This window comes from Thiemannella venezuelensis, assembly GCF_014203605.1.
GTDB classification, from domain to species: Bacteria; Actinomycetota; Actinomycetes; order Streptosporangiales; family Streptosporangiaceae; genus Planomonospora_A; species Planomonospora_A venezuelensis.
The window spans coordinates 18,480-37,950 of record NZ_JACHJJ010000009.1; the positions used below are offsets into that span (position 1 = coordinate 18,480).

The window sequence follows — 19,471 nt, forward strand, 5'->3', positions numbered from 1 at the left end:
CGTCAGGCGTGTTCGCGGCGTGCACCGGAGTGCGTCCTGCCGGTCAGGGTCAGGAAGCGGTCGACCGCGAGGCGGGCGCCGGTGCGGATGCCGTCGGGCGAGGGGGGCCGCTCGCCCAGGAGCACCCGGATCTGCAGGTCGCGTACGGTCAGGCCGTACAGGAGCTGGAACGCCTCCGCCGGGTCGTCGATCCGCAGGCGGCCCTGCGCGGCCAGCCGGGCGAGGAAGGCCTCCACCAGCGGGCCGGTGGTGTGCCGGCCGTGCCGGAGCAGTAGCGCCGACAGCTCCTCCGATGCCATGGCCGCCCGGTTCAGCGCCACCGACGCGTCACCGACGAGCAGGCCGAGCAGGTTCTCGGCGATGGCGGTCAGCGTGGTACGGGGTTCGGCCGCGGCGTCGAGCGCCGCCGTCACCGCGGTGTTGACCTGCTCGGCCTGGCGCTCGATCAGTGCGGCGAGCAGCCCGTGGCGGCTGCCGAACCAGGTGTAGAGGCTCTCCTTCGACGACCCGGCGCGGGCCGCCACCGCCTGCATCGTCATGCCCTCCATGCCGTGCTCGACGAGTTCGGCGAGCGCGGCGTCGAGCGCCGTCTGACGCCGGGCGGCCTGCTCGCCCGCGCGCGGCCGGCCCCGGCGGCTCTGTGTGGTCATGGTCCTCTCCCAGGTGCTCTGGCCCTTATTCGAACCATCGGGTACGGTTAAAACGTACTTGATGGTTCGATTTTATCCGGAAGGCTTGCCATGCCGCTCTCCCCGCCGTCCGTCGCGATCCCTCCGAGCCGGGGCGGCAGGCTCGCCCGCGGCTGGGCGCTGGCCTCCGCGACGACGCTCATGGGACTCATCGCGGGGTTCTTCTACGCCTACGCCTGCTCCGTCATGATCGGGCTGGCCCGAGTCGACGACCGCGTCTTCATCGCCTCGATGCAGTGGATCAACGCGACCGTGCGCAACGTCTGGTTCGCGCCCGCCTTCTTCGGTGCCCTGCTGGTGACCGCCGTCGCCGCCGCGCTGCACCTGAAGCGGGACGGCAGGCCGGTGCTCCCCTGGGTCCTCGCCGCACTCGTGCTGTACGGCGCCGCCTTCGGCATCACCACGGGGATCAGCGTTCCCCTCAACGACCGGCTCGCCGCCGCCGGGGACCCGGCCGCCCTCACGGACCCGGGTGCGGTGCGCGCGGCCTACGAAGGGGTCTGGGTGAGCTGGAACACCACCCGCACCGTCGCCTCGACGGTGGCCCTGGCCTGCCTGGTCCGGGCGCTGATGCTCCACGGCCGGCACGCCGCCGTCAGTTCGTCTGGGTGAACTTCTTGAACGTGACCTTGCTGTCCGTGGCGGCCACGCCGTTCCAGCCGTGTCCCTGTGGGTCGACGTCGGCCGTCCTCGACTGCAGCTTCACGCCGTCGAGGAAGAAGTGGTAGTGCGAACCCTTCCTGACGACCTTCAGCGTGTGGAAGTCCGCCGGGTCGAAATCCGCGGGAAGATCGGTGCGCTCGTCGCTCGCGGTGCCGTCGTCCCAGACCCGGGTGGCGAGCGCGTATCCGGGTTTGGTCTCGATATAGACGCCGATGTCGTTGTGCCCCTCCGTGTGGGAGAGCAGCAGGCCGTACTTCGGGGTCGGCGAGGTGTCTCCGGTCGCGAGGAGCTTGGTTCGGACGGACACGGTGAAGTGGGTGCCTTTGGGGCGCTTCCCCCAGAGCAGTCCGCGCCAGGTGCCGTCCGCGAAGCCCGTCATGCCGACGCCGCGCGGGCCGAGCACCTTCCACGGACCAGGGATGAGGTCGGAGTCGGTCTTCCAGGTCGCCCCGGAGGCGGTGGGGGACGGCTCCGGCGTGGGGGTCCGCGTCGGTTCCGGTTGCGGTTCCCGCGCCGGGGTCGGTGCCGGTGTCGTCCGCGTGCGCGGGCGGGACGAGCGGGTGGGGGACGGTTCCTGTGTCAGGGCGGCGGCCGGCGCCGCGGTCGCCGTCACCGTCTCCGTCGCGGCGGGGACCGGCGGGGCCTGCTGGGCCCGGGGCGGACCCGCCGTACCGCCCAGGGGCCAGAAGAAGACCACCCCGGCGACGGCGGCCGCCACGGCGGTCCCGCCGGCCGCCGCCGGGGACAGGACGATCTTCCTGGCGCGGTTCCCCTCCCCGGGCCGTACGGCCTCGCGCGGGGGTTCGGCGAGCACGTGGCCCTCGTCCATCAGGGCCAGCAGCACCTCCTGCGCGTCCGGGCGCAGGGCGGGGTCCTTGGCCAGGCAGGCGGAGAGTGTGCGGCGCAGCCGTTCGGGGACGGCCGACAGGTCGGGATCGAGGCTGAGCACCCGGTGGAACACGGCGGGAACGGAGTCGGCGCCGAACGCGGGAGCGCCCGTGGCCGCGAAGACCATGGTCCCCGCCCAGCCGAACAGGTCGGCGGCCGGGCCCACCGGACCGCCCCGGATCTGCTCGGGGGAGATGTACGCGGGCGAGCCGACGACGCCGCTGGACGTCACGGACGTCACGTCCAGCGCCCTGGCGACGCCGAAGTCGATCACCCGTGGCCCGTCGGCGGCCATCAGGACGTTGGACGGCTTGAAGTCCCGGTGGACGATGCCCGCCCGGTGGACGGCCGTCAGCGCGGTCACCGTTCCCACCGCGAGCCTGACCAGGTCGTCCCCGTGCAGCGGGCCGGAGCCGCGGACGGTCTCCTCCAGGGAGACGCCCTCGACGTACTCGCTCACGACGTACGGCACGCCGTCCTCGACCCCGAGGTCCAGGATGCGGGCCGTGCAGAACTGGGCGACCCGCCGGGCCGTGTCGACCTCGCGCCGGAAACGCCTGACCGCCTCGGGTTTCTCGGCGAGCCGGGTGTGCAGCACCTTGATGGCGACGCGGGAGCCGTCCGGCGCCAGCCCCAGGAGAACGGAGCCCTGGCCGCCCTCGCCGAGGAAGCCGGTCGTCCGATATGGACCCAGAGATTTCGGGTCATTTTTACGTAACTCGCGCACTCTGGACACGCCGTGATCATAGTGGCGGACGTCGCCCCGGCGGCGGTTGCGCGCCCGGTTGTTGGACTCTGGCTCACTTTTGATGATTAGTGACTCAGGGTGAGTCCGGAGAGTGCCGGCGCCTACTGTCGTTGATCGCGATCTCGTGACGGACCACCCGCACAGGCGGCCGCTCGTCAACGAGATCAAATTCCTGAAGAGGCAGTTGTTCGGACGCGCCGACTTCGATCTCCTGCGGATCCGGATACTCCACTACCGCCGATCCGCGCATCACGCTCTGCCGCGTCAATCATCAAAAGTGAGCCAGAGCCGGTTGATGTCAGTGATCCCGCGCCCGATTGATGTCAGGGAGTTTTCCCCAGCCGTTTCCGGCTGCTGCGTGTCCTCACCATGTCACCAAGAGGGCAGACGGCATGATGCTGGGAGGCGGTGATGACGCCCCCCGGGAGAGGACCGGAGGCCCTCACGCGGTGCTCTTTCCCGCGTTGAGAGCCTTCGCGCTGCGGGACGCACTCCGTACCCGCCGCGATGAGCGCGCCGGGACCGGCGTCACCCGTCCGGCCGCCCCGCCCCTGTAGCTCCCGCGGCCGGGGGGCGGTCATGATGAGGCCGGTGCCGCCGGGCCGGACGTCAGGGCCGCCTGCACGATGCGGAGCGCCTCGCCCGTGTCGAGGCCGACGCTGGCGATCACGGCCGCGTAGTCGGCGGCGGCCCGACGGGCCCGCTCCCGGCCCTCCTGGCCGGCGGCCGACACGAACGAGCCTGCCCGCCCGCGCGTCTCGATCAGCCCCGCCTCCTCCAGCTCCCGGTAGGCCCGGCCGACCGTGTTGACGGCCAGGCCGAGGTCGGCCGCCAGGTGGCGGATGGTCGGCAGCCGGGCGCCCACGGCCAGTGTGCGGTCCTGGATCTGCCGGGCGAGCTGGGCCCTCAGCTGCTCGAACGGCGGTACCGGCGAGCCGGCATCGATGACGATCATCGGACGCTCACGACCCGCCGGGCCACCGCCGCGCTCGACGGCGTCCTGGCGTGCAGAGCGATGAGCGCGGCCAGGCCCAGGAGCAGGGATGCGACGGCGGCGGCGCCCCACCAGCCGGGCGCGGTGCCGAACAGCAGCACCATGGGCAGCGACCACTGCACGTTCGGCGTGACGAGCTCGCGGGCGTCCTCGACGCGCATGATGACGTCGGCGGTCAGCGACTCCTCGTCCTCCGCCACGACCGGGTGCCTGATCAGGTGGCGCAGCTGCAGGGCGGTGATAGCTGTGGCGCCGAGCAGGCCGATCAGCGCGACGACGGCCAGCTGCCGCACAGTGGGGTCGGCAACGGCCAGGGCGCTTGCGGTCAGCGCCATCGCGCCGGTGAACGTGGCGAGTGTGAAGAGGGCGTACGGCCGGCCGAGCACGGCCCGCCAGCCGGGTTGGATCAGGTGGGCGGCCCTGCGTGACAGCGTCGCGCCCGCCCGCTGGTCGACGCGTCGCACCCACCGGTGGAGCAGCGACTGCGCCAGCAGCAGCGCGGCCACGACGACGGCCAGCGCGGTCAGGGCCGGCAGCGGCAGCGGGCCGCCGCCGAAGGCGGAGATCGCGGCGAGCGCGCTCGCGATGATCAGCACGGCCAGGAGGATGTAAGAGGCGAGGCGGGCGCGCCTGCGGACCGTCAGCCGGCTGGCCAGCAGCGGGGTCGGGTGGGCGTCGGCCAGGCCGTGCGCGGTCAGCCACTCGCCCGCTGTTCGCAGCTCGGTCGTGCGCGCCGGGGGGTCGGTGTCCGGTAGGGGTCGGCGGGTCATGGCGTCTCCTTTGTCGCAAGCTTTGTATCAATACAATGCGTCATAGGTTGCGACAAAGTCAACTCCTGCGAGTGCCCGCTGTTCTGGTGGCGCGAGCTCCGCCTCGGCGGCCGTCGCCGTGGACCATCAAGCGGACGGCGGCCGGCACCACCAGCGGCTGACCGGAGGATCGACGATCTCGATGAACTCGTCGAATCTCTCTGCAGGGCCGAGGCCCCATACGGGCTATGCCATACGGCAGAGCTACCGGCCATCGCTGACGCCGCCATGACTGACATCAACCGGCTCTGGCTCGCTTTCATGATTGCGGTGGCGCAGAGCGAGCGGTGGCTGTTCGGCGGTAAGGGGGACGCCGGTCGCCGGAGGGTCGAGATCGGCTTGGCGCCCCTTCAAGGCCGATCTCTTCACACACGGTCATCACGTCATCGAAAGTGAGCCAGAGCCGGTTGCTGTCAGTGATGCCGGACGTCATCGATAGCCGGTGGCGTCGTGGCACGTATCTGGCCGCGGCCGGCCAGATCGCGTGTTTCCGGAAGCAGGGGAGCGGTCCGGCCCGGGGGTCAGGCCGATGACATCACCTCGTACAGGTTGCGCGCGGCATCGACGAAGAACAGCCCGCGCGCGCACAGCGGGTGATCGATGCGGCCGTTGTCGGGCTCGGTGGGGCGGTTGCCGTAGGGCACGCCCGCCTGCTGCAGGCGGGTCAGGATCGCATCGAAGGTGGCCGGGTCCACATCGAAGGCCAGATGCATGCCGACGGGGTCGGCCACGGTCATGAAGTCCAGGGTCAGCTGTTCGTTGACCCGCACGGGGGCGAAGTGGCCACCTCGGCCGGCGGGCGGCAGCTCCGGCAGGCCCATGATCGAGGCGAAGAAGCGGGCCGCCTGACGGTGGTCGGCCGCGGGCACGATGGTGTGGTTCAGCGTGATGGTCATGCCGGGCTCCCCGGAGCGGCGAAGGCGCCGTGCGCGAGGACACCGTGCAGGAGGACGTCGACGATGGTCTGCGGGGACGGCCCGGCCTGGCCGGAGGCGGGGCGGGAGGGGGACAGCATCCCCAGGAAGACTGAGGCGATCGTCTCCGGTTCCAGGCGCAGTGCTGCGCGGTCGGGTTCGATCAGCTCGGTGACGGCCTCGTGCGTCGCCTTCATCGAGGCTTCCCGGCCGCCCGGGGCGGGCTGGTCGCCGGGGGCTCTCCCGCGGCGGTGGCCGGAGGCGTGCAGGGCGCCGATCACGGCGCCCATGCGCTCCAGATGGGCGCGTAGCGCCTCGGCCGCCTGGACCAGCCGGTCGGTGAGCGGGTCGTCCAGAGGGATCGAGGCCAGTTCGCGCAGCACGTGCTCAGGGTTCATCGCCTCGCTCAGGCAGGCCTGCAGCAGGTCGTCCTTGTCGGTGAAGACCCGGAAGATGGTGCCTTCGCCGATGCCGGCCGCCCGGGCGATGCGACTGGTGGTGACCGCGGCGCCGTACTCGGTGACCAGAGGCAGCGTCGCGGCCGTGATCATCGCTCTGCGGTCTTCGGCGCTCATTGCCGGCGCTCGCCGCCGGGTGGGGGTGTCCGTCATGCACTCATCATTAGGAGTGAGTGCTCACTCCGTCAATGGGTTAACGGCAGCCGGACCGTGAGGCTGCTGTCGGCGGGCCGTCACCGGCGAGCTGTTCTTCACCTCCGGCAACGACCTGATCTGCCAGTTCGACTACGCGCACGACCCCGGCCGAGCCGGCGAACCCGTCCGTCGGACGTCCCCAGTGTTCGGTGGTGGCGTCGTACGGCGTAGCCCGTACCCAGCTTCGGCTCGGCAGCAGCGCCGCCATCATGACCGACGACGAGAACGCGGCGATGTGCCTTACTGTCAAGGCGTTCGGCGCCGCCCCGCCGCTGCGGCTCAAGGGCTGGGACCGGATGGTCGAGGTGGGCATCGCCAGCCGCAGCGGCCGCCTGGTCGTCCCGCCCTACCCCGAGGGCGGCGACAGCGGAGCGATCCGGCCGCTGCCCAACCTGGCCGTCGACGGCCCCGGCCGCTCCACGGAGAAGATCGTCCATCGCCGGCGGTGACCGGTTCCCGGGGGTGTGTTCGGGAGACACCGCCGCGGCGAGCGGTGAGCGGTCCGGGGGGCCGGACGCTCAGCGGATCCGCCACAGACCCCCGTCCACGGGGACCTCCGGCAGGCCCGGCAGCGGTGCCGTGGCCGCGTGGAGCGTGAACAGGTCGTCCTCGTCGTCGTCCTCGTCCATCGCGGCGCGCAGCCGGCCGCCGTCCGGCAGGACCACCGTCCACAGTCCCGGCGGCTCGGCCTCGCCGTACAGCACGAACGCGCCGAAGCGCGCGGCGAGCCTCTCGATGAACTCCCGGCGGCCCACCCGGTCGGCGAGGCGCCCCTCGACGCCGACGTCGAAGCCCATCGCGAAGTGGCCGCGAACCTCCCGGTAGGTGCAGAACGCGGCGAACACCGCGTCCTGCGGGACGTCCCGCAGGTCCTCGGCGACCCGGTCGGCGTGGCCGACGAACAGCTCGTGCCCGGCGATCCCGAAGCAGTCCAGCAGGAACTCCCGCAACCCGGACACCGGGACGAGGCGGGACGACAGGCCGTCGTAGCCCGTGGCCGGTGTCTCCGTCACGCCGTCACCCTACGCGCCGCGGCGCATGCCGCCGGTCCACCGCGAGCCGCGGGGCGGTGGGGGCTCAGTCGTCGGTGAACGACCGTACGGCGGCCCCGAAGCCGAGGGTCACCTGGTTCTGGGTGTGGCAGTCGGCCTCCCTGGTCGCGAGTTCGCTCCCGCAGCCGGCGCAGACCAGGTTGGGGCCGCAGGACCCGTCGAGGCCGCAGCATCCGGTCCGCCGCCTGTAGTCGGGGTGGGGCTCGACTCCGAGGAGGTCGTCGGGGTGGACGACGAACCCGGCCGGCTCCCTGGCCCACCTGTCCGGCCGCGTGGTGCGGGAGTACGTCCCGGACGGCATGCGGGCGGCCCGGATCCGGTCGCTGAAGTGCTCCGTCCGCCCTTCCGGGGAGGGGACCTCCGGCGGCAGCGGAATCTCGGTCAGTCGCGGAGTGACGGGCCGACGGCAGGACGCGCATGCGAAATACGGCACACACGTCATTGTGTCCCGCAGGGCACCTTTCGTGACCCAGGAAGTCCGTCTCACCGGCGGACGCGTGACCATGTGACCGACCGCGCCGGGGGTCACCGGCTCCGGCCGGGGACGGGCAGGCGCGCGCCGGGGAGTGCGGTCATGGCGTCCTGGGACTCCACGTCCTCGCTGTCGATGACCGAGGCGGCGGGCGGAGCGGTGACGGTGACCTTGCCGCCCCAGTGGCTGAACTCCGTCTTGGTGGTGACGGTCATCTGCGAGCTGTAGGTCAGGTTCTGGGTGGTCTCGGTGTAGGAGCTGGTCAGCCGGCGGGTGAGCTGATCGCCGTCCAACCAGAGTTTCCAGCGCAGCTTGAGCTTGGCGCCGATGCCGCGGGGCCTCTCTCCGAGCTGCTTGCGGAAGGAGGGGGAGGCCGCGTACAGCTGGGCCACGGTGATGACGCCGGAGCGGACCGTGGTGCGGGCGCCGCCGACGCGCTGGCCGTCTCGGGTCGTCTTGGCCGTGGCGATCAGGTGCTTGAGGGTGGACGGCTCCAGCGCGTTGATCGGCTGCGAGGTGAAGTTGAATGAGGGGCCGGGGGACATGCGCATCCAGGTCTTGCCCTCGGGCAGGGAGAAGATCTTGCCGGCGACGTAGGTGGCCTTGGGCAGGGAGATGATCCGCGTCCGCATGTCCAGCAGGTCGGGCTTCATCGTCCAGGTGAGGTCGTAGGCGGTCACGCCGGAGCGGCCGAACCGGTAGGCGCCCGTGGTGACGGACTTGGTGGGTGGTCCCTGCGGGTCATCGGGGTAGGTCATCGTCATGACCTCGGTCATCTTGACGCCGCGGCCGGTGACGAACTGGCGCTTGAGCGCGGTGGCGGCATTGGAGCCTGCGGGCCGGGCCTGCGAGGAGGCGGCGGACACGGGTGAGGACCGGTCGGGGTCCGGCACGCGGGGTGCGGCGGCGGCCGGTGACGCGGCGGCCGGTGACGCGGCGGCGCAGAGGGCGACGGCGGCGGCTGCCGCGGCCAGGGCCGCGCGCGCGACCGAACCGCAGGAGGAAGGAAGGGGGAGGGCAGGCCGCACGGGAAGCTCCGAGGGAAGAGATGAGGATGGGAAAGAGATGCCGAAAGGCGTACGCCCAACCTCATGTGCTTATTTCTCCCTTATAAGGCGTATGTCCTTTCTTGGCCTGATGATGGTCGGTTGCAGGGCACAGGTCTCACCCGAGCCTCGATCAGGAAAGTCACGCAGGGGCGGGCTGGATGGCACGGCGGCACGGGAGGTTCGTGGGCTGCGTCCTCTCCATGCCGCCGCGCCTGCTCTATCGCGCCTGGCCGGTGAGCAGGCGGAGCCACCACCGCTCGCCTTCACGACGGGTCCAGGGACCCGCGTGGTGCGTGGTGCCGAGGTGGCGGACCGTACGGCGCACGACGAGCCTCCCGCCGAGGCTGCGCAGCTCGAACACCGTGGAGCGGCAGGAGCAGGTGTGGGCGAGCACCCGCCGCGCGTCGCCCGGCGCGAGGGGCCGCCAGTCCAGTTCGACCACACCCGCCGTCGGCGGGAGCGGATGCGGTGACAGTCCCGGGCACGGCCAGGAGACTGGGGCGGCCTCCTGGCCGGAGACGACCCCTGCGACCGCCGGGCCGGGGGTTCGGACGTGCGCTTCGGAGATCGTCATCCGCTCTCGTCCGTCGCGGCGCGGGCCGCCAGCTGTTCGCACAGGGCATCGGGGGCGGGGGCGTGCAGGGTGCGGGGAAGGCCGCCCGGATCGGGACAGGTGGCGTACCAGGTGCGGTGGGCCCGCCAGACCGTCCACCCGGGGAACGCGCGGCCGATGCACGCGGCGAGCGAGTCGGCCTGCTCCCAGGTCAGCGCGGGCGGGTAGGGGAACTCCTCGTCGTAGGTCATGAGCGTCACACCGCCACCGCCGTGACCGCTCTCCGGTACGGCTCGCGCGAGGGCGGGGAGACGCCGTCGGGCGAGCGGCCCCGGCCGTGGACGGCGGCGGCCGGTACCGGCCGTGCGCGGAATCCGGGCCGGGCCTCGGGAACGGCGGGCGGACGGACCTCCAGGGGACACCTCGGCGCCGCAGGCGGGACCGGCCCGCCCAGGCCGAGCCGCCGCCGCGCGGTCGTCCGGGCGTGTACCTGCGCGGGCGTGGGCTGCTCCCACAGGTGGTCACGGCGGTGCGGCAGGCTGCGCGCCTCGTGGGAGTAGGGGGCGTGGCCGCACCACCGGCAGCCGAGCGGCAGCGGTGGGGCATCCGCCCTCCACCGGACCCTGATGGCTCTAACCTTGCTCATGGGTCAGGACTCACTTCCTGATCAAGGGGCCCGCACGGCGTGTCAGCGCCTGCGGGTCCCGCCTTTTCTTCTCACCTCCCATCACAGCGCTGCGTAATCCCTCCGGCACAGGTGCGGCTGGGGGACACTGGGGGATAACAGCGGATGTCCCCCCGCCCCCCGGAGGTGCCCGTGGCCGCCGAAGACCTTCCCGCATGGGCCGTACGGCTCCGCGCCGAGCGACGCGACCGGCTCTGGAGCCAGCGCGAGATGGCCCGGCGGCTCTTCGAGGCGGCCGATGAGGGCACCCGCGCCCGTCTCCCCTCCCGAGAGTCCATGGTGCGCAGGATCAAGGCGTACGAGGCCGGTCACCACCATCCCGACGATCCGTACCGTGTGCTGTACGCGCGCGTTCTCGGCGTATGCGAGTCAGAGCTGTTCGGCGACGGTGTCCGGGCGGATGGCCGGCGGGGCGCCGTCGTCGACGATGAGCTGGACGCCATGGAGTTGGCGCGCCGCGTGGCCGCCAGTGATGTCGGCGCCGAGACGCTTGAGCGGCTGGAGGCGGCGGTCGACGATCTGGCGGTGGCGTATCCCGGCACGCCGCCCGCGGAGTTGCTCGGCAGGACGTGCCGGTACCTCGCCTATGTCTCCCGGCTGCTCGGTGCCAGGAAGACGCTCGCCGAGCATCGGCGCCTGCTCGTGGCCGGGGGCTGGTTGTCGCTGCTCGCCGCCACCTGTCACATCGACCTCCGTCAGTTTCCGGCCGGTGCCGCTCGTCTGCGGACCGCCGCCCGGCTGGCGGAGCACGCCGAGCATCCCGAGATCGCGGCGTGGTGTTTGGAGACGGAGGCGTGGCAGGTCCTCACCGCCGGGGACTACCGGCACGCCCTGAGCCTGTCCCAGGGGGCGCAGCGGGTCGCGCCGAAGGGGAGTTCGGCCCACATCCAGGCGACTGCGCAGGAAGGCCGCGCGTGGGCGCGGCTCGGTGCCGGTCCGCAGACACGCGACGCGCTCGATCGGGTCGCGCGCCTGGTGGCACCCTTGGCGACACCCGACCGGCCTGAACACCACTACCGGTACGACCCCGCCAAGAGCGACGCCTACACGGCGACGACGCTGTCGTGGCTCGGAGATCCCGCGGCCGAGCCGTACGCCCGCGGGGTGCTCGCCCGCCTGGAGTCGACGGTGGACGGCCCGCCGCGGCCACGCAGAGCCGTGTCCGCCCGGCTCGACCTGGCCCTCGCTCTGCTGGCCGCCGACCAGTCCGACCAGTCCGACGAGGCCGGGCACATCACGCTCGCCGCACTGACGAGCGGTCTGCTGGTGCCGTCGAATCACTGGCGCGCGGCCGAGGTGATCGCCGCCGTCGAGGCGCGCCGCATGTCCAGGGCCACCGAACTGCGCGAGGCGTACCGGGAACTATGCGCACCCGCCGGGTCCTCCGGTCACAGCGCTTGACGGGTCCTCGGCGGGGCCGTACGGCGTGCAGACGGGTGCGGGGACGCAAGGCGAAGCCCGGGGACCAAAGAGCCGTCCCCGGGCCGCAGGGGCGGAACTAGAGCCGCTCGACCACGTGGTCGATGCAGTGGGTCAGCGCCTCGACGTCGGCCGGGTCGACCGAGGGGAACATCGCGATGCGCAGCTGGTTGCGGCCGAGCTTGCGGTAGGGCTCGGTGTCGACGATGCCGTTGGCGCGCAGCACCTTGGCGACCGCGGCGGCGTCCACCTCGTCGGAGAAGTCGATCGTGCCGACCACGTTGGAGCGGAACTCCGGACCCGCGAACGGCGTGGTGTAGGAGGTCTTCTCCGCCCAGGTGTACAGGCGGCTCGCCGAGTCGGCGGTGCGGGCGGTGGTCCAGGCCAGGCCGCCGTTGCCGTTCATCCACTCGATCTGCTCGGCGAGCAGGAACAGGGTGGCGACCGCCGGGGTGTTGTAGGTCTGGTCCTTGGCGGAGTTGTCGATCGCGATCGGCAGGCTGAAGAACTCGGGGATGTAGCGCCCGCTGCCGGCGATCTCCTCGACCCGGGCCAGCGCGGCCGGGGACATCAGGGCGATCCACAGGCCGCCGTCGGAGGCGAAGCTCTTCTGCGGGGCGAAGTAGTAGACGTCGGTCTCGCTGACGTCGACGGGCAGGCCGCCGGCGCCGGAGGTGGCGTCCACGAGGACGAGCGAGCCCTCCTCGCCGACCCGCCTGATCGGCATCGCGACGCCGGTCGAGGTCTCGTTGTGGGTGAGCGCGTAGACGTCCACGCCGGCCTCGGTGACGGCCTCGGGGTGGCTGCCGACCTCGGACTTGATGACGCTCGGGTCGCCCAGCCACGGGGCCTTGGCCACCACGGAGGCGAACTTGGAGGAGAACTCGCCGAAGTGCAGGTGCTGCGACTTCTCGCGGACGAGCCCGAAGGCGGCGATGTCCCAGAACGCGGTGGTGCCGCCGTTGCCGAGGACGACCTCGTACCCCTCGGGGAGGGAGAACAGCTCCGACAGGCCCGCGCGCACGCGCCCGACGAGGGACTTCACCGGCTTCTGGCGGTGCGAGGTGCCCAGCACCGAGGAGCCGGAGGCCGCGAGCGCGGAGAGCTGCTCGGGGCGCACCTTCGAGGGCCCGCAGCCGAAACGGCCGTCGGCGGGCTTGAGGTCAGAGGGAATCACGATGTCAGCCACGCTGACCAGCCTACTAAGCCCGCCGATTGGACTAGACCGGGGTCCGGGGTTTGAGACGGAAGCGCCTGGAATGCGGGACGGCCGCCGCGTGGGGAGCCCTCGCGGCGGCCGTGCGCGTGCCGGGGTCAGCCGCCGAGGATCTCGGCGGCGCCGGGGACGTCGTTGACCGACCGCTGGGCGGGGCCCACGTAGTCGGCGCTGGGGCGGACGAGCCTGCCCGTGCGCTTCTGCTCCAGGATGTGGGCGGCCCAGCCCGCGGTGCGGGCGCAGGTGAACATCGAGGTGAACATGTGCGAGGGCACCTGGGCGAAGTCCAGGATGACCGCGGCCCAGTACTCGACGTTGGTGGCGAGCACCCGGTCGGGCTTGCGGGCGTGCAGCTCCTCCAGCGCGGCCTTCTCCAGCGCGGCGGCGACCTCGTAGCGCGGCGCGCCGAGCTCCTTGGCCGTACGGCGGAGCACGCGGGCGCGGGGGTCCTCGGCGCGGTAGACGCGGTGGCCGAAGCCCATGAGGCGCTGGCCCTTGTCCAGCTCGCTCCGGACGTACTGCGCGGCGTCGCCGACCTGCTCGACACCCTCGATCATGTGCAGCACGCGGGCCGGGGCGCCGCCGTGCAGCGGGCCCGACATCGCGCCGACCGCACCGCTCAGCGCCGCGGAGACGTCGGCGCCGGTGGAGGCGATGACGCGGGCGGTGAAGGTGGAGGCGTTCATGCCGTGCTCGGCCGCGGAGACCCAGTAGGCGTCGATGGCCTTGACGTGCTTGGGGTCGGGCTCGCCGCGCCAGCGGACCATGAAGCGCTCGACGATGCTCTCGGCCTCGTCGACCCGCTTCTCCGGGACCACGGGCTGGCCCTGGCCGCGCGCCGACTGGGCGACGAAGCTCAGGGCGGTCACGCTTGCGCGCGCGAGGTTGTCGCGCGCCTCGTCCTCGTCGATGTCGAGCAGCGGCTTGAACCCGTAGTGGGGGGCCAGCATGGCCAGCGCGCTCTGCACGTCGACGCGGATGTCACCGGAATGGACAGGAATGGGGTAGCGCTCGGCCGGGGGGAGACCCGGCTGGAACTTGTTGTCGACGAGCAGGCCCCACACGTTGCCGAACGAGACGCGGCCGACCAGCTCTTCGATGTCGACGCCCCGGTAGCGGAGGGCGCCCCCTTCTTTGTCCGGTTCCGCGATCTCCGTCTCGAAAGCTACGACGCCTTCGAGCCCGGGTTTGAAGTCGGACATTCTCGGCCGCCTCCCTTTCTTGAAGTCAAAGCCTTGATGTCGAGATACCGGCGAGTCATATTCAACCCGTAGGGTCGCGGTGCTGTGTCACCGGACCCGCCCCAACGCGATCGCCCCTGGTGAGGGGCGGTGCGCGGGCTCCCCGCCGGACACGCGACAATACCGTTCCGTGGACGACACCTCGCGCCCGCCGTCGCTGGCGGGGCTTCGCCGTACCTATGAGGGCCTACCCCTGCTGGAGGCCGACCTCGCACCCGATCCCGTCTCGCAGTTCGCCGCCTGGTTCGGCGAGGCCGTGGACGCCGGGCTCCCCGAGCCGAACGCGATGGTCGTCGCGACCTGCTCGGCGGGCGGCCGGCCGGCGGCCAGGACCGTGCTGCTCAAGGGATACGACGAGAGCGGCTTCGTCTTCTACACCAACTACGAGTCGCGCAAGGGCCGCGACCTGACCGAGAACCCGCGGGCGAGCCTGCTGTTCCCCTGGCACGAGATCCGCCGCCAGGTGCGCGTGGAGGGCACGGTCGTACGGCTCCCGCGCGAGGAGTCGGCCGCCTACTTCCGGTCCCGGCCGTACGGCTCGCAGATCGGGGCCTGGGCCTCGCGCCAGTCGGCGGTCGTGGGCTCCCGCGAGGAGCTCGACGAGCGGTACGCCAAGCTGGAGCGGCGCTGGCCGCAGGAGCCACCGGTGCCGGACTTCTGGGGCGGCTTCCGGGTCGTGCCCGCGGAGGTGGAGTTCTGGCAGGGCCAGCTCGACCGCATGCACGACCGGCTCCGCTACCGCCGCTCGGGGGACTCCTGGGTGATCGAGCGGCTGGCTCCCTGAGATCCTGGTCTCTTCGCGGGAACATCCGGAGGTGTCCGGCCAAGGGGGATAGCTGTGGGCTTGTCGGCTTTCGTGCGCAGGCACATGGTGGACGTCCGGCCGCTCGCCGTCCTCCCCTACCGGCGGCTCTGGGCGGGCCAGGGCGTGTCGTTCGTGGGCTTCCAGCTCACCTCGACGGCGGTCGCCGCGCAGATCTACAAGACCACCGACTCCTCCTTCTGGGTCGGCATGCTCGGCCCGGCCAACCTCGTCCCGCTGGTCGTCTTCGGGCTCTGGGGCGGCGCCGTCGCCGACGCGGTCGACCGGCGCAGGCTGCTGATCGGCGGTGCGCTGGTCGCCTGGGCGGCGACGCTCGCCCTGCTGCTCCAGACGCTCCTCGGCGCGGCGAGCGTCGGTCTGCTGCTGGCGACCGTGGCCGTGCACGCCACCGGCTTCGCCATCACCAGCCCGACCCGGGGCGCGATCATCCCCAGGCTGCTCCCGGCGGAGCTGGTCCCGGCGGCCAACACGCTCAACTTCCTGGTCAGCAGCATGGGCGCGGTGATCGGCCCGCTGGTCGCGGGCGTCGTGCTCGCGCGGGGCGGGTTCGCCGCCGTCTACCTCACCGACGCGGTGCTGTTCGGCGCGAGCCTCTACGCCGCGGTACGGCTGCCGCGGCTCGCGCCCCTCGGCGAGGTGACCCGGCCCGGCCTGCGCTCGGTCGTCGACGGCCTGCGCTACATCGCCGGCAACCGCGTGGTGCTGATGTCGTTCGTCGTGGACGTCATCGCCATGGCGTTCGCGCTGCCCAGGGCGCTGTTCCCGGAGATCGCGGACGAGCGGTTCGGCGGCTCGCTGATCGCGTTCGGCTGGCTGACGGCGAGCATCGCCATCGGCTCGGTCGCGGGCGGCCTGCTCTCGGGCTGGGTCGGCCGGGTGCGGCGCCAGGGGCTGGCCCTCACGTTCACGATCGCCGTCTGGGGGGTCAGCGTCGCCGCGGCCGGCCTCGCCCCCGCGCTGTGGCTGATGGTCGCCCTGCTCGCGGTCGGCGGGGCCGCGGACATGGTCTCGGCGGTGTGGCGGCAGACGATCCTGCAGACCCACGCGCCCGACGAGATGCGGGGCCGGATGCAGGGCGTGTTCACTGTCGTGGTCGCCGGCGGCCCCCGCCTGGGCGACCTGCGGGCCGGGGCCGCGGCGACCTGGTTCGGCGCCACCGGGGCGTGGGTCGGCGGCGGGATCGCGTGCGCGGTCGCGGTGCTGGCGGCCGGGCTCGCCGTACCGGCGTTCCGGGAGTACCGCGCGGCGCCGCGCGGGCCGGAGAAATGTGACGTCTGACCCATAGGGAAGGGTTCGGGATGCCGCGGTGTTGCCGTCCTTTGACGGCGCGCGCCACGGCACCTGGTTTCTCCCAATAGGGTCGGAGTCCGGGACTTTTTCGTTCACGCGGCGCCATGGAACGGTGCGCGCGGCGAACTGTGACGGACTGAGACGAACATGACATTCGAGACAGGACGGGAGGAGCCTTGACCGCACACGGCCTGATCGACACCACGGAGATGTACCTCCGTACGATCTTCGAATTGGAAGAGGAGGGAATCGTCCCTCTGCGTGCGCGAATCGCCGAGCGGCTTCAGCAGAGCGGCCCGACCGTCAGCCAGACGGTCGCCCGGATGGAGCGCGACGGACTGGTCAGGGTCGAGGGCGACCGGCACCTGACCATGACCGACCTGGGCCGCACGCTCGCCACCCGCGTCATGCGCAAGCACCGCCTCGCCGAGTGCCTGCTCACCCAGGTGATCGGCCTGCCCTGGGAGGAGGTGCACATCGAGGCCTGCCGCTGGGAGCACGTGATGTCCGAGTCGGTCGAGGCGCGCCTGGTCACCCTGCTGAACAACCCGACCTGCGACCCGCACGGCAACCCGATCCCCGGCCTGGAGGAACTCGGTGTCCAGGACTCCGGGGGAGCCGTGCCGGAGCCGCTGCCGTCCATGGCGGAGCTGGCCGGGACGAGGGATATACCCGTCGTCGTCCGCCGAATTAGCGAACAAGTGCAAAGCGATCCCGCTGTGATGCTTAAACTCAAGCAAGTTGGGATACAACCCGGACGCGAGGTCACGCTCGCGGCGAGCGACGAAGGTGTGCGGGTGATCGGTGACGATGAGGCGGGCAACTCTCTTGCGGACCTTCCGCGAGACATCGCTGCCCACGTTTTCGTCGCCGCACGCTGACCGGCGCGCTTCTGCTTGGTTGAATCCCACCTGGGGGTCCCTCCACTCCCACGCCGAGACTGCAGCAGGAGCAACCGTGGTTCGCTTTGCGCACAGCCGTCCCCGAGGGGTGGTCACCGGATGAAGCGGTGGGGGGATCTCTCGCAGGACGCCGCCGACCACCTCTCGGCCGGCTCGGTCCTGGACCAGGCCGAGATGGCGGTGGTGGTCACCGACAGGTTCAGCAACCTTCTCTACTGGAACCCGTTCGCCGAGCGACTGTTCGGCCACTCGGGCCCGTCTATCCCCGGTGGCCCGCCGGGGTTCACCCTGGGGATCCTGGAGAAGGACAACCCGCTCGCCGTCGAGCTCGCCAAGCACGTGCTCAAGGGCGGCGTGTGGGAGGGCACGTTCGACGTCAAACGCGCCGACGGGACGATGATCTACGTCCGCGCGCAGGCGGTGCCGCTGCGGCACTCCTCGGGATCGGTGACGGGTATCGTCGTCACCGCCCGCGAGGCCATGCGCAGCAACGAGCGGGAGAAGGACCGCTTCGGCCTGCTGGAGCGGATCGGCGAGCGCCTGGCGGGCTCGCTCTACGTCGAGGAGACGCTCAAGCGCGTCGCCGAGATGCTCGTCCCGCAGTTCGCCGACCACTGCTTCATCGAGCTGATGGAGGGCGACCGGCTCACCCGGAGGGTCTCCACCCACGTCCAGGGCTGGAGCCCGCCGCCCAACACCTGGGCCCCGCTCGGCGCCGAGATCCGCTACCCGGCAGGCCACTACGCCGACACCGCGCTCCGCCGCCAGGAGACGATCCTGGTCGAGGACTTCGCGCAGACCAACTACCCCAGCCCGGGCGAGGGCAGCACCCGGCTGGCCGCGGAGGTCGGCCTGACCTCCGCCATCGTCGCCCCGCTCTGCGTGCGCGGCGAGACCCTCGGGCTGATGTACCTCGGCCTGTCCAACCTGACCGACCGGCGCAGCCCGCACTACGACACCTTCGACCGCGACTTCGTCGGGGCCATCGCCACCCGGGTCGCGCTCGCGGTGGACAACGCGCTGCTGTTCGAGGAGGAGCGGCACACCGCGGAGTCCTTCCAGAAGCACCTGCTGCCGCGCGCCCTGCCCCAGCTCGACGGGCTGGAGATCGCGGTCCGCTACTACCCCGCCGCCCCGCTCGCCTCGCACGGCCAGGGCATCCAGACCCAGGTCGGCGGCGACTGGTACGACGTGATCCCCCTCTCCGCGGGCCGGGTCGGCATCGTCATCGGCGACGTGGAGGGCCGCGGAGCCAAGGCCGCCGCCGTCATGGGGCAGCTCAGGGCCGCGCTGCGCGCCTTCGCCCAGGACGACAAGCCCCCCGCGGAGATCCTCGCCCGGCTCGACGAGTGGACGCGTATCATCGCCACGCCCGAGCAGGACGCCAGCGGCGCCGACATCAGCGTCCCCCCCATCGTCACCTGCCAGTACCTCGTCTACGACGCCTGGTCGCGCCAGCTCTCCTTCGCCAACGCCGGGCACGCCCCGCCGCTGCTGCTCGTCGACGGCGCCTGCGTCGAGCTCGACATCAAGGAGGTCGGCCAGCCCCTCGGCGTCCGCGCCAAGGGAGTCCACGCCGACCTGGTCTACAAGGAGGAGACCCGGACGCTCCCGCCCGGCGCCTCCCTGCTCCTCTACACCGACGGCCTCGTGGACCGCCGCCCCATGCGCGACTCCGGCGAGCGGCCGCCCGGCGACGAGGAGATGCTCGCGATCCTCTGCGACAAGCTCGTCGAGCTGTCCGGCGCCTCGGTGGAGCGCATCGCCGACGCCGCCACGGTCGCCGTGCCCGGGGAGATCGACGACGACATGGCCATCCTGGTCGTCAGGTCGTCGGCCGCCGACCTGGACGTCGAGGAGCGCACCTTCGCGGCTGAGCCGATCATGGTCAGCGAGGCCAGGCGGATGGCGTCGGAGGCGTTCGCCGGATGGAACGTCCCGGAGGAGCGCGCCGAGCTCGCCTGCCTGCTCGTCTCCGAGGTGGTGACGAACGTCGTGCTGCACGCGGCCAGCACCAGCATCCCGCGCCGGGAGCTGATGATGGACGGCGGGATGGCGGACGGCGGGCTGCTGGACGGGTTCGAGGACTCCTGGGACGTCCCCGGCTTCGACGAGGAGATCGCCGCCGCCGAGAAGGAGTTCACGCTCCGGCTCCGCCGGGGCGCGGAGTCCGTCTGGGTCGAGGTCTTCGACCAGGACCTGCGCCTTCCCCGCATCCGCAGCGCGGGCGAGAACGACGAGGGAGGCCGCGGCCTCTACCTCGTCGACCAGCTCGCCAAGCGCTGGGGCTCCCGCCCCACCACGGAGGGCAAGGCCGTCTGGTTCGAGATCCCCACCAAGTCCCGCTAGGGCCGACGACGGTCCTCCCGCCGGGCTTCCGGCGGGAGGCCTCCGGCGGTCCCGCCGGCGCG

21 protein-coding genes are annotated in these 19,471 nt (G+C 71.9%); 7 read left to right on the plus strand and 14 right to left on the minus strand.

Features of this window, described 5'->3' with window-relative positions:
• Nucleotides 1-2 precede the first annotated feature (2 nt).
• Entirely contained in the window at nt 3-650 is a 648-nt protein-coding gene (locus FHS22_RS15135) for a TetR/AcrR family transcriptional regulator (RefSeq protein WP_184942175.1), read from the minus strand.
• Between the two features lie 90 nt (nt 651-740).
• Between FHS22_RS15135 and FHS22_RS15140 the strand changes: the two genes are divergently transcribed.
• A complete protein-coding gene (locus FHS22_RS15140) occupies nt 741-1,301 on the plus strand; it encodes an anthrone oxygenase family protein (protein ID WP_260407967.1) in 561 nt (186 codons plus the stop codon).
• Here the strand turns inward: FHS22_RS15140 and FHS22_RS15145 are convergent.
• From FHS22_RS15145 to FHS22_RS15165, 5 genes are all read right to left on the minus strand, one after another.
• Nucleotides 1,285-2,976: a serine/threonine protein kinase gene (locus FHS22_RS15145; RefSeq protein WP_184942176.1), complete on the minus strand. Its 1,692-nt coding sequence runs from the start codon at nt 2,974-2,976 to the stop codon at nt 1,285-1,287. The genes FHS22_RS15140 and FHS22_RS15145 overlap by 17 nt on opposite strands.
• 589 nt (nt 2,977-3,565) lie before the next feature.
• Nucleotides 3,566-3,943: a GntR family transcriptional regulator gene (locus FHS22_RS15150; protein WP_184942178.1), complete on the minus strand. Its 378-nt coding sequence runs from the start codon at nt 3,941-3,943 to the stop codon at nt 3,566-3,568.
• Nucleotides 3,940-4,752, minus strand: a complete 813-nt coding sequence (locus FHS22_RS15155; protein WP_184942179.1) for a hypothetical protein — start codon at nt 4,750-4,752, stop codon at nt 3,940-3,942. The genes FHS22_RS15150 and FHS22_RS15155 overlap by 4 nt, the downstream gene beginning before the upstream one ends.
• A gap of 560 nt (nt 4,753-5,312) precedes the next feature.
• Nucleotides 5,313-5,687 carry a VOC family protein gene (locus FHS22_RS15160; protein WP_184942180.1) on the minus strand — a complete coding sequence of 125 codons (375 nt, stop codon included), beginning with the start codon at nt 5,685-5,687 and terminating at the stop codon, nt 5,313-5,315.
• Nucleotides 5,684-6,280, minus strand: coding sequence for a TetR/AcrR family transcriptional regulator (locus tag FHS22_RS15165; protein ID WP_221473683.1), 597 nt, complete (start codon nt 6,278-6,280; stop codon nt 5,684-5,686). Before FHS22_RS15165 ends, FHS22_RS15160 begins: the two co-directional genes overlap by 4 nt.
• A gap of 287 nt (nt 6,281-6,567) precedes the next feature.
• Between FHS22_RS15165 and FHS22_RS15170 the strand changes: the two genes are divergently transcribed.
• A complete protein-coding gene (locus FHS22_RS15170) occupies nt 6,568-6,807 on the plus strand; it encodes a hypothetical protein (protein ID WP_184942181.1) in 240 nt (79 codons plus the stop codon).
• Nucleotides 6,808-6,876: 69 nt separating this feature from the next.
• Here the strand turns inward: FHS22_RS15170 and FHS22_RS15175 are convergent, their stop codons facing one another.
• The 6 genes from FHS22_RS15175 to FHS22_RS15200 all read right to left on the minus strand — a co-directional run bounded on the left by FHS22_RS15175 (nt 6,877) and on the right by FHS22_RS15200 (nt 10,130).
• Nucleotides 6,877-7,371: a hypothetical protein gene (locus tag FHS22_RS15175; RefSeq protein ID WP_184942182.1), complete on the minus strand. Its 495-nt coding sequence runs from the start codon at nt 7,369-7,371 to the stop codon at nt 6,877-6,879.
• A gap of 64 nt (nt 7,372-7,435) precedes the next feature.
• Complete coding sequence (locus tag FHS22_RS15180; protein WP_184942183.1) at nt 7,436-7,843, minus strand: hypothetical protein; 408 nt, start codon at nt 7,841-7,843, stop codon at nt 7,436-7,438.
• Between the two features lie 92 nt (nt 7,844-7,935).
• Nucleotides 7,936-8,910: a hypothetical protein gene (locus FHS22_RS15185; RefSeq protein WP_184942184.1), complete on the minus strand. Its 975-nt coding sequence runs from the start codon at nt 8,908-8,910 to the stop codon at nt 7,936-7,938.
• A gap of 238 nt (nt 8,911-9,148) precedes the next feature.
• Nucleotides 9,149-9,505 (minus strand): hypothetical protein, encoded by a 357-nt coding sequence (locus tag FHS22_RS15190; RefSeq protein ID WP_184942186.1) that lies wholly within the window; start codon nt 9,503-9,505, stop codon nt 9,149-9,151.
• The gene (locus FHS22_RS15195; RefSeq protein WP_184942187.1) at nt 9,502-9,744 is read right to left on the minus strand and encodes a hypothetical protein; all 243 of its coding nucleotides are present in this window, start codon (nt 9,742-9,744) and stop codon (nt 9,502-9,504) included. Before FHS22_RS15195 ends, FHS22_RS15190 begins: the two co-directional genes overlap by 4 nt.
• The gene (locus FHS22_RS15200; RefSeq protein WP_184942189.1) at nt 9,741-10,130 is read right to left on the minus strand and encodes a hypothetical protein; all 390 of its coding nucleotides are present in this window, start codon (nt 10,128-10,130) and stop codon (nt 9,741-9,743) included. Before FHS22_RS15200 ends, FHS22_RS15195 begins: the two co-directional genes overlap by 4 nt.
• A gap of 144 nt (nt 10,131-10,274) precedes the next feature.
• Between FHS22_RS15200 and FHS22_RS15205 the strand changes: the two genes are divergently transcribed.
• Nucleotides 10,275-11,570 (plus strand): helix-turn-helix domain-containing protein, encoded by a 1,296-nt coding sequence (locus FHS22_RS15205; protein ID WP_184942191.1) that lies wholly within the window; start codon nt 10,275-10,277, stop codon nt 11,568-11,570.
• Nucleotides 11,571-11,667: 97 nt separating this feature from the next.
• Here FHS22_RS15205 and serC read toward each other — a convergent pair whose 3' ends face one another.
• Both serC and FHS22_RS15215 read right to left on the minus strand, forming a co-directional pair.
• Nucleotides 11,668-12,777, minus strand: a complete 1,110-nt coding sequence (gene serC, locus FHS22_RS15210; protein ID WP_184942193.1) for a phosphoserine transaminase — start codon at nt 12,775-12,777, stop codon at nt 11,668-11,670.
• Between the two features lie 125 nt (nt 12,778-12,902).
• A complete protein-coding gene (locus tag FHS22_RS15215) occupies nt 12,903-14,006 on the minus strand; it encodes a citrate synthase 2 (RefSeq protein ID WP_184942195.1) in 1,104 nt (367 codons plus the stop codon).
• Between the two features lie 169 nt (nt 14,007-14,175).
• Between FHS22_RS15215 and pdxH the strand changes: the two genes are divergently transcribed.
• From pdxH to FHS22_RS15235, 4 genes are all read left to right on the plus strand, one after another.
• Entirely contained in the window at nt 14,176-14,829 is a 654-nt protein-coding gene (pdxH, locus tag FHS22_RS15220; RefSeq protein ID WP_184942197.1) for a pyridoxamine 5'-phosphate oxidase, read from the plus strand.
• 54 nt (nt 14,830-14,883) lie between these two features.
• On the plus strand, nt 14,884-16,146 hold the full coding sequence (locus tag FHS22_RS15225; protein WP_338047760.1) for an MFS transporter: 1,263 nt from the start codon (nt 14,884-14,886) through the stop codon (nt 16,144-16,146).
• Between the two features lie 188 nt (nt 16,147-16,334).
• Nucleotides 16,335-17,039, plus strand: a complete 705-nt coding sequence (locus FHS22_RS15230) for an iron-dependent transcriptional repressor DtxR (protein WP_184942199.1) — start codon at nt 16,335-16,337, stop codon at nt 17,037-17,039.
• Between the two features lie 120 nt (nt 17,040-17,159).
• Nucleotides 17,160-19,409: an ATP-binding SpoIIE family protein phosphatase gene (locus tag FHS22_RS15235; RefSeq protein WP_184942200.1), complete on the plus strand. Its 2,250-nt coding sequence runs from the start codon at nt 17,160-17,162 to the stop codon at nt 19,407-19,409.
• The last annotated feature ends 62 nt before the right edge of the window (nt 19,410-19,471 follow it).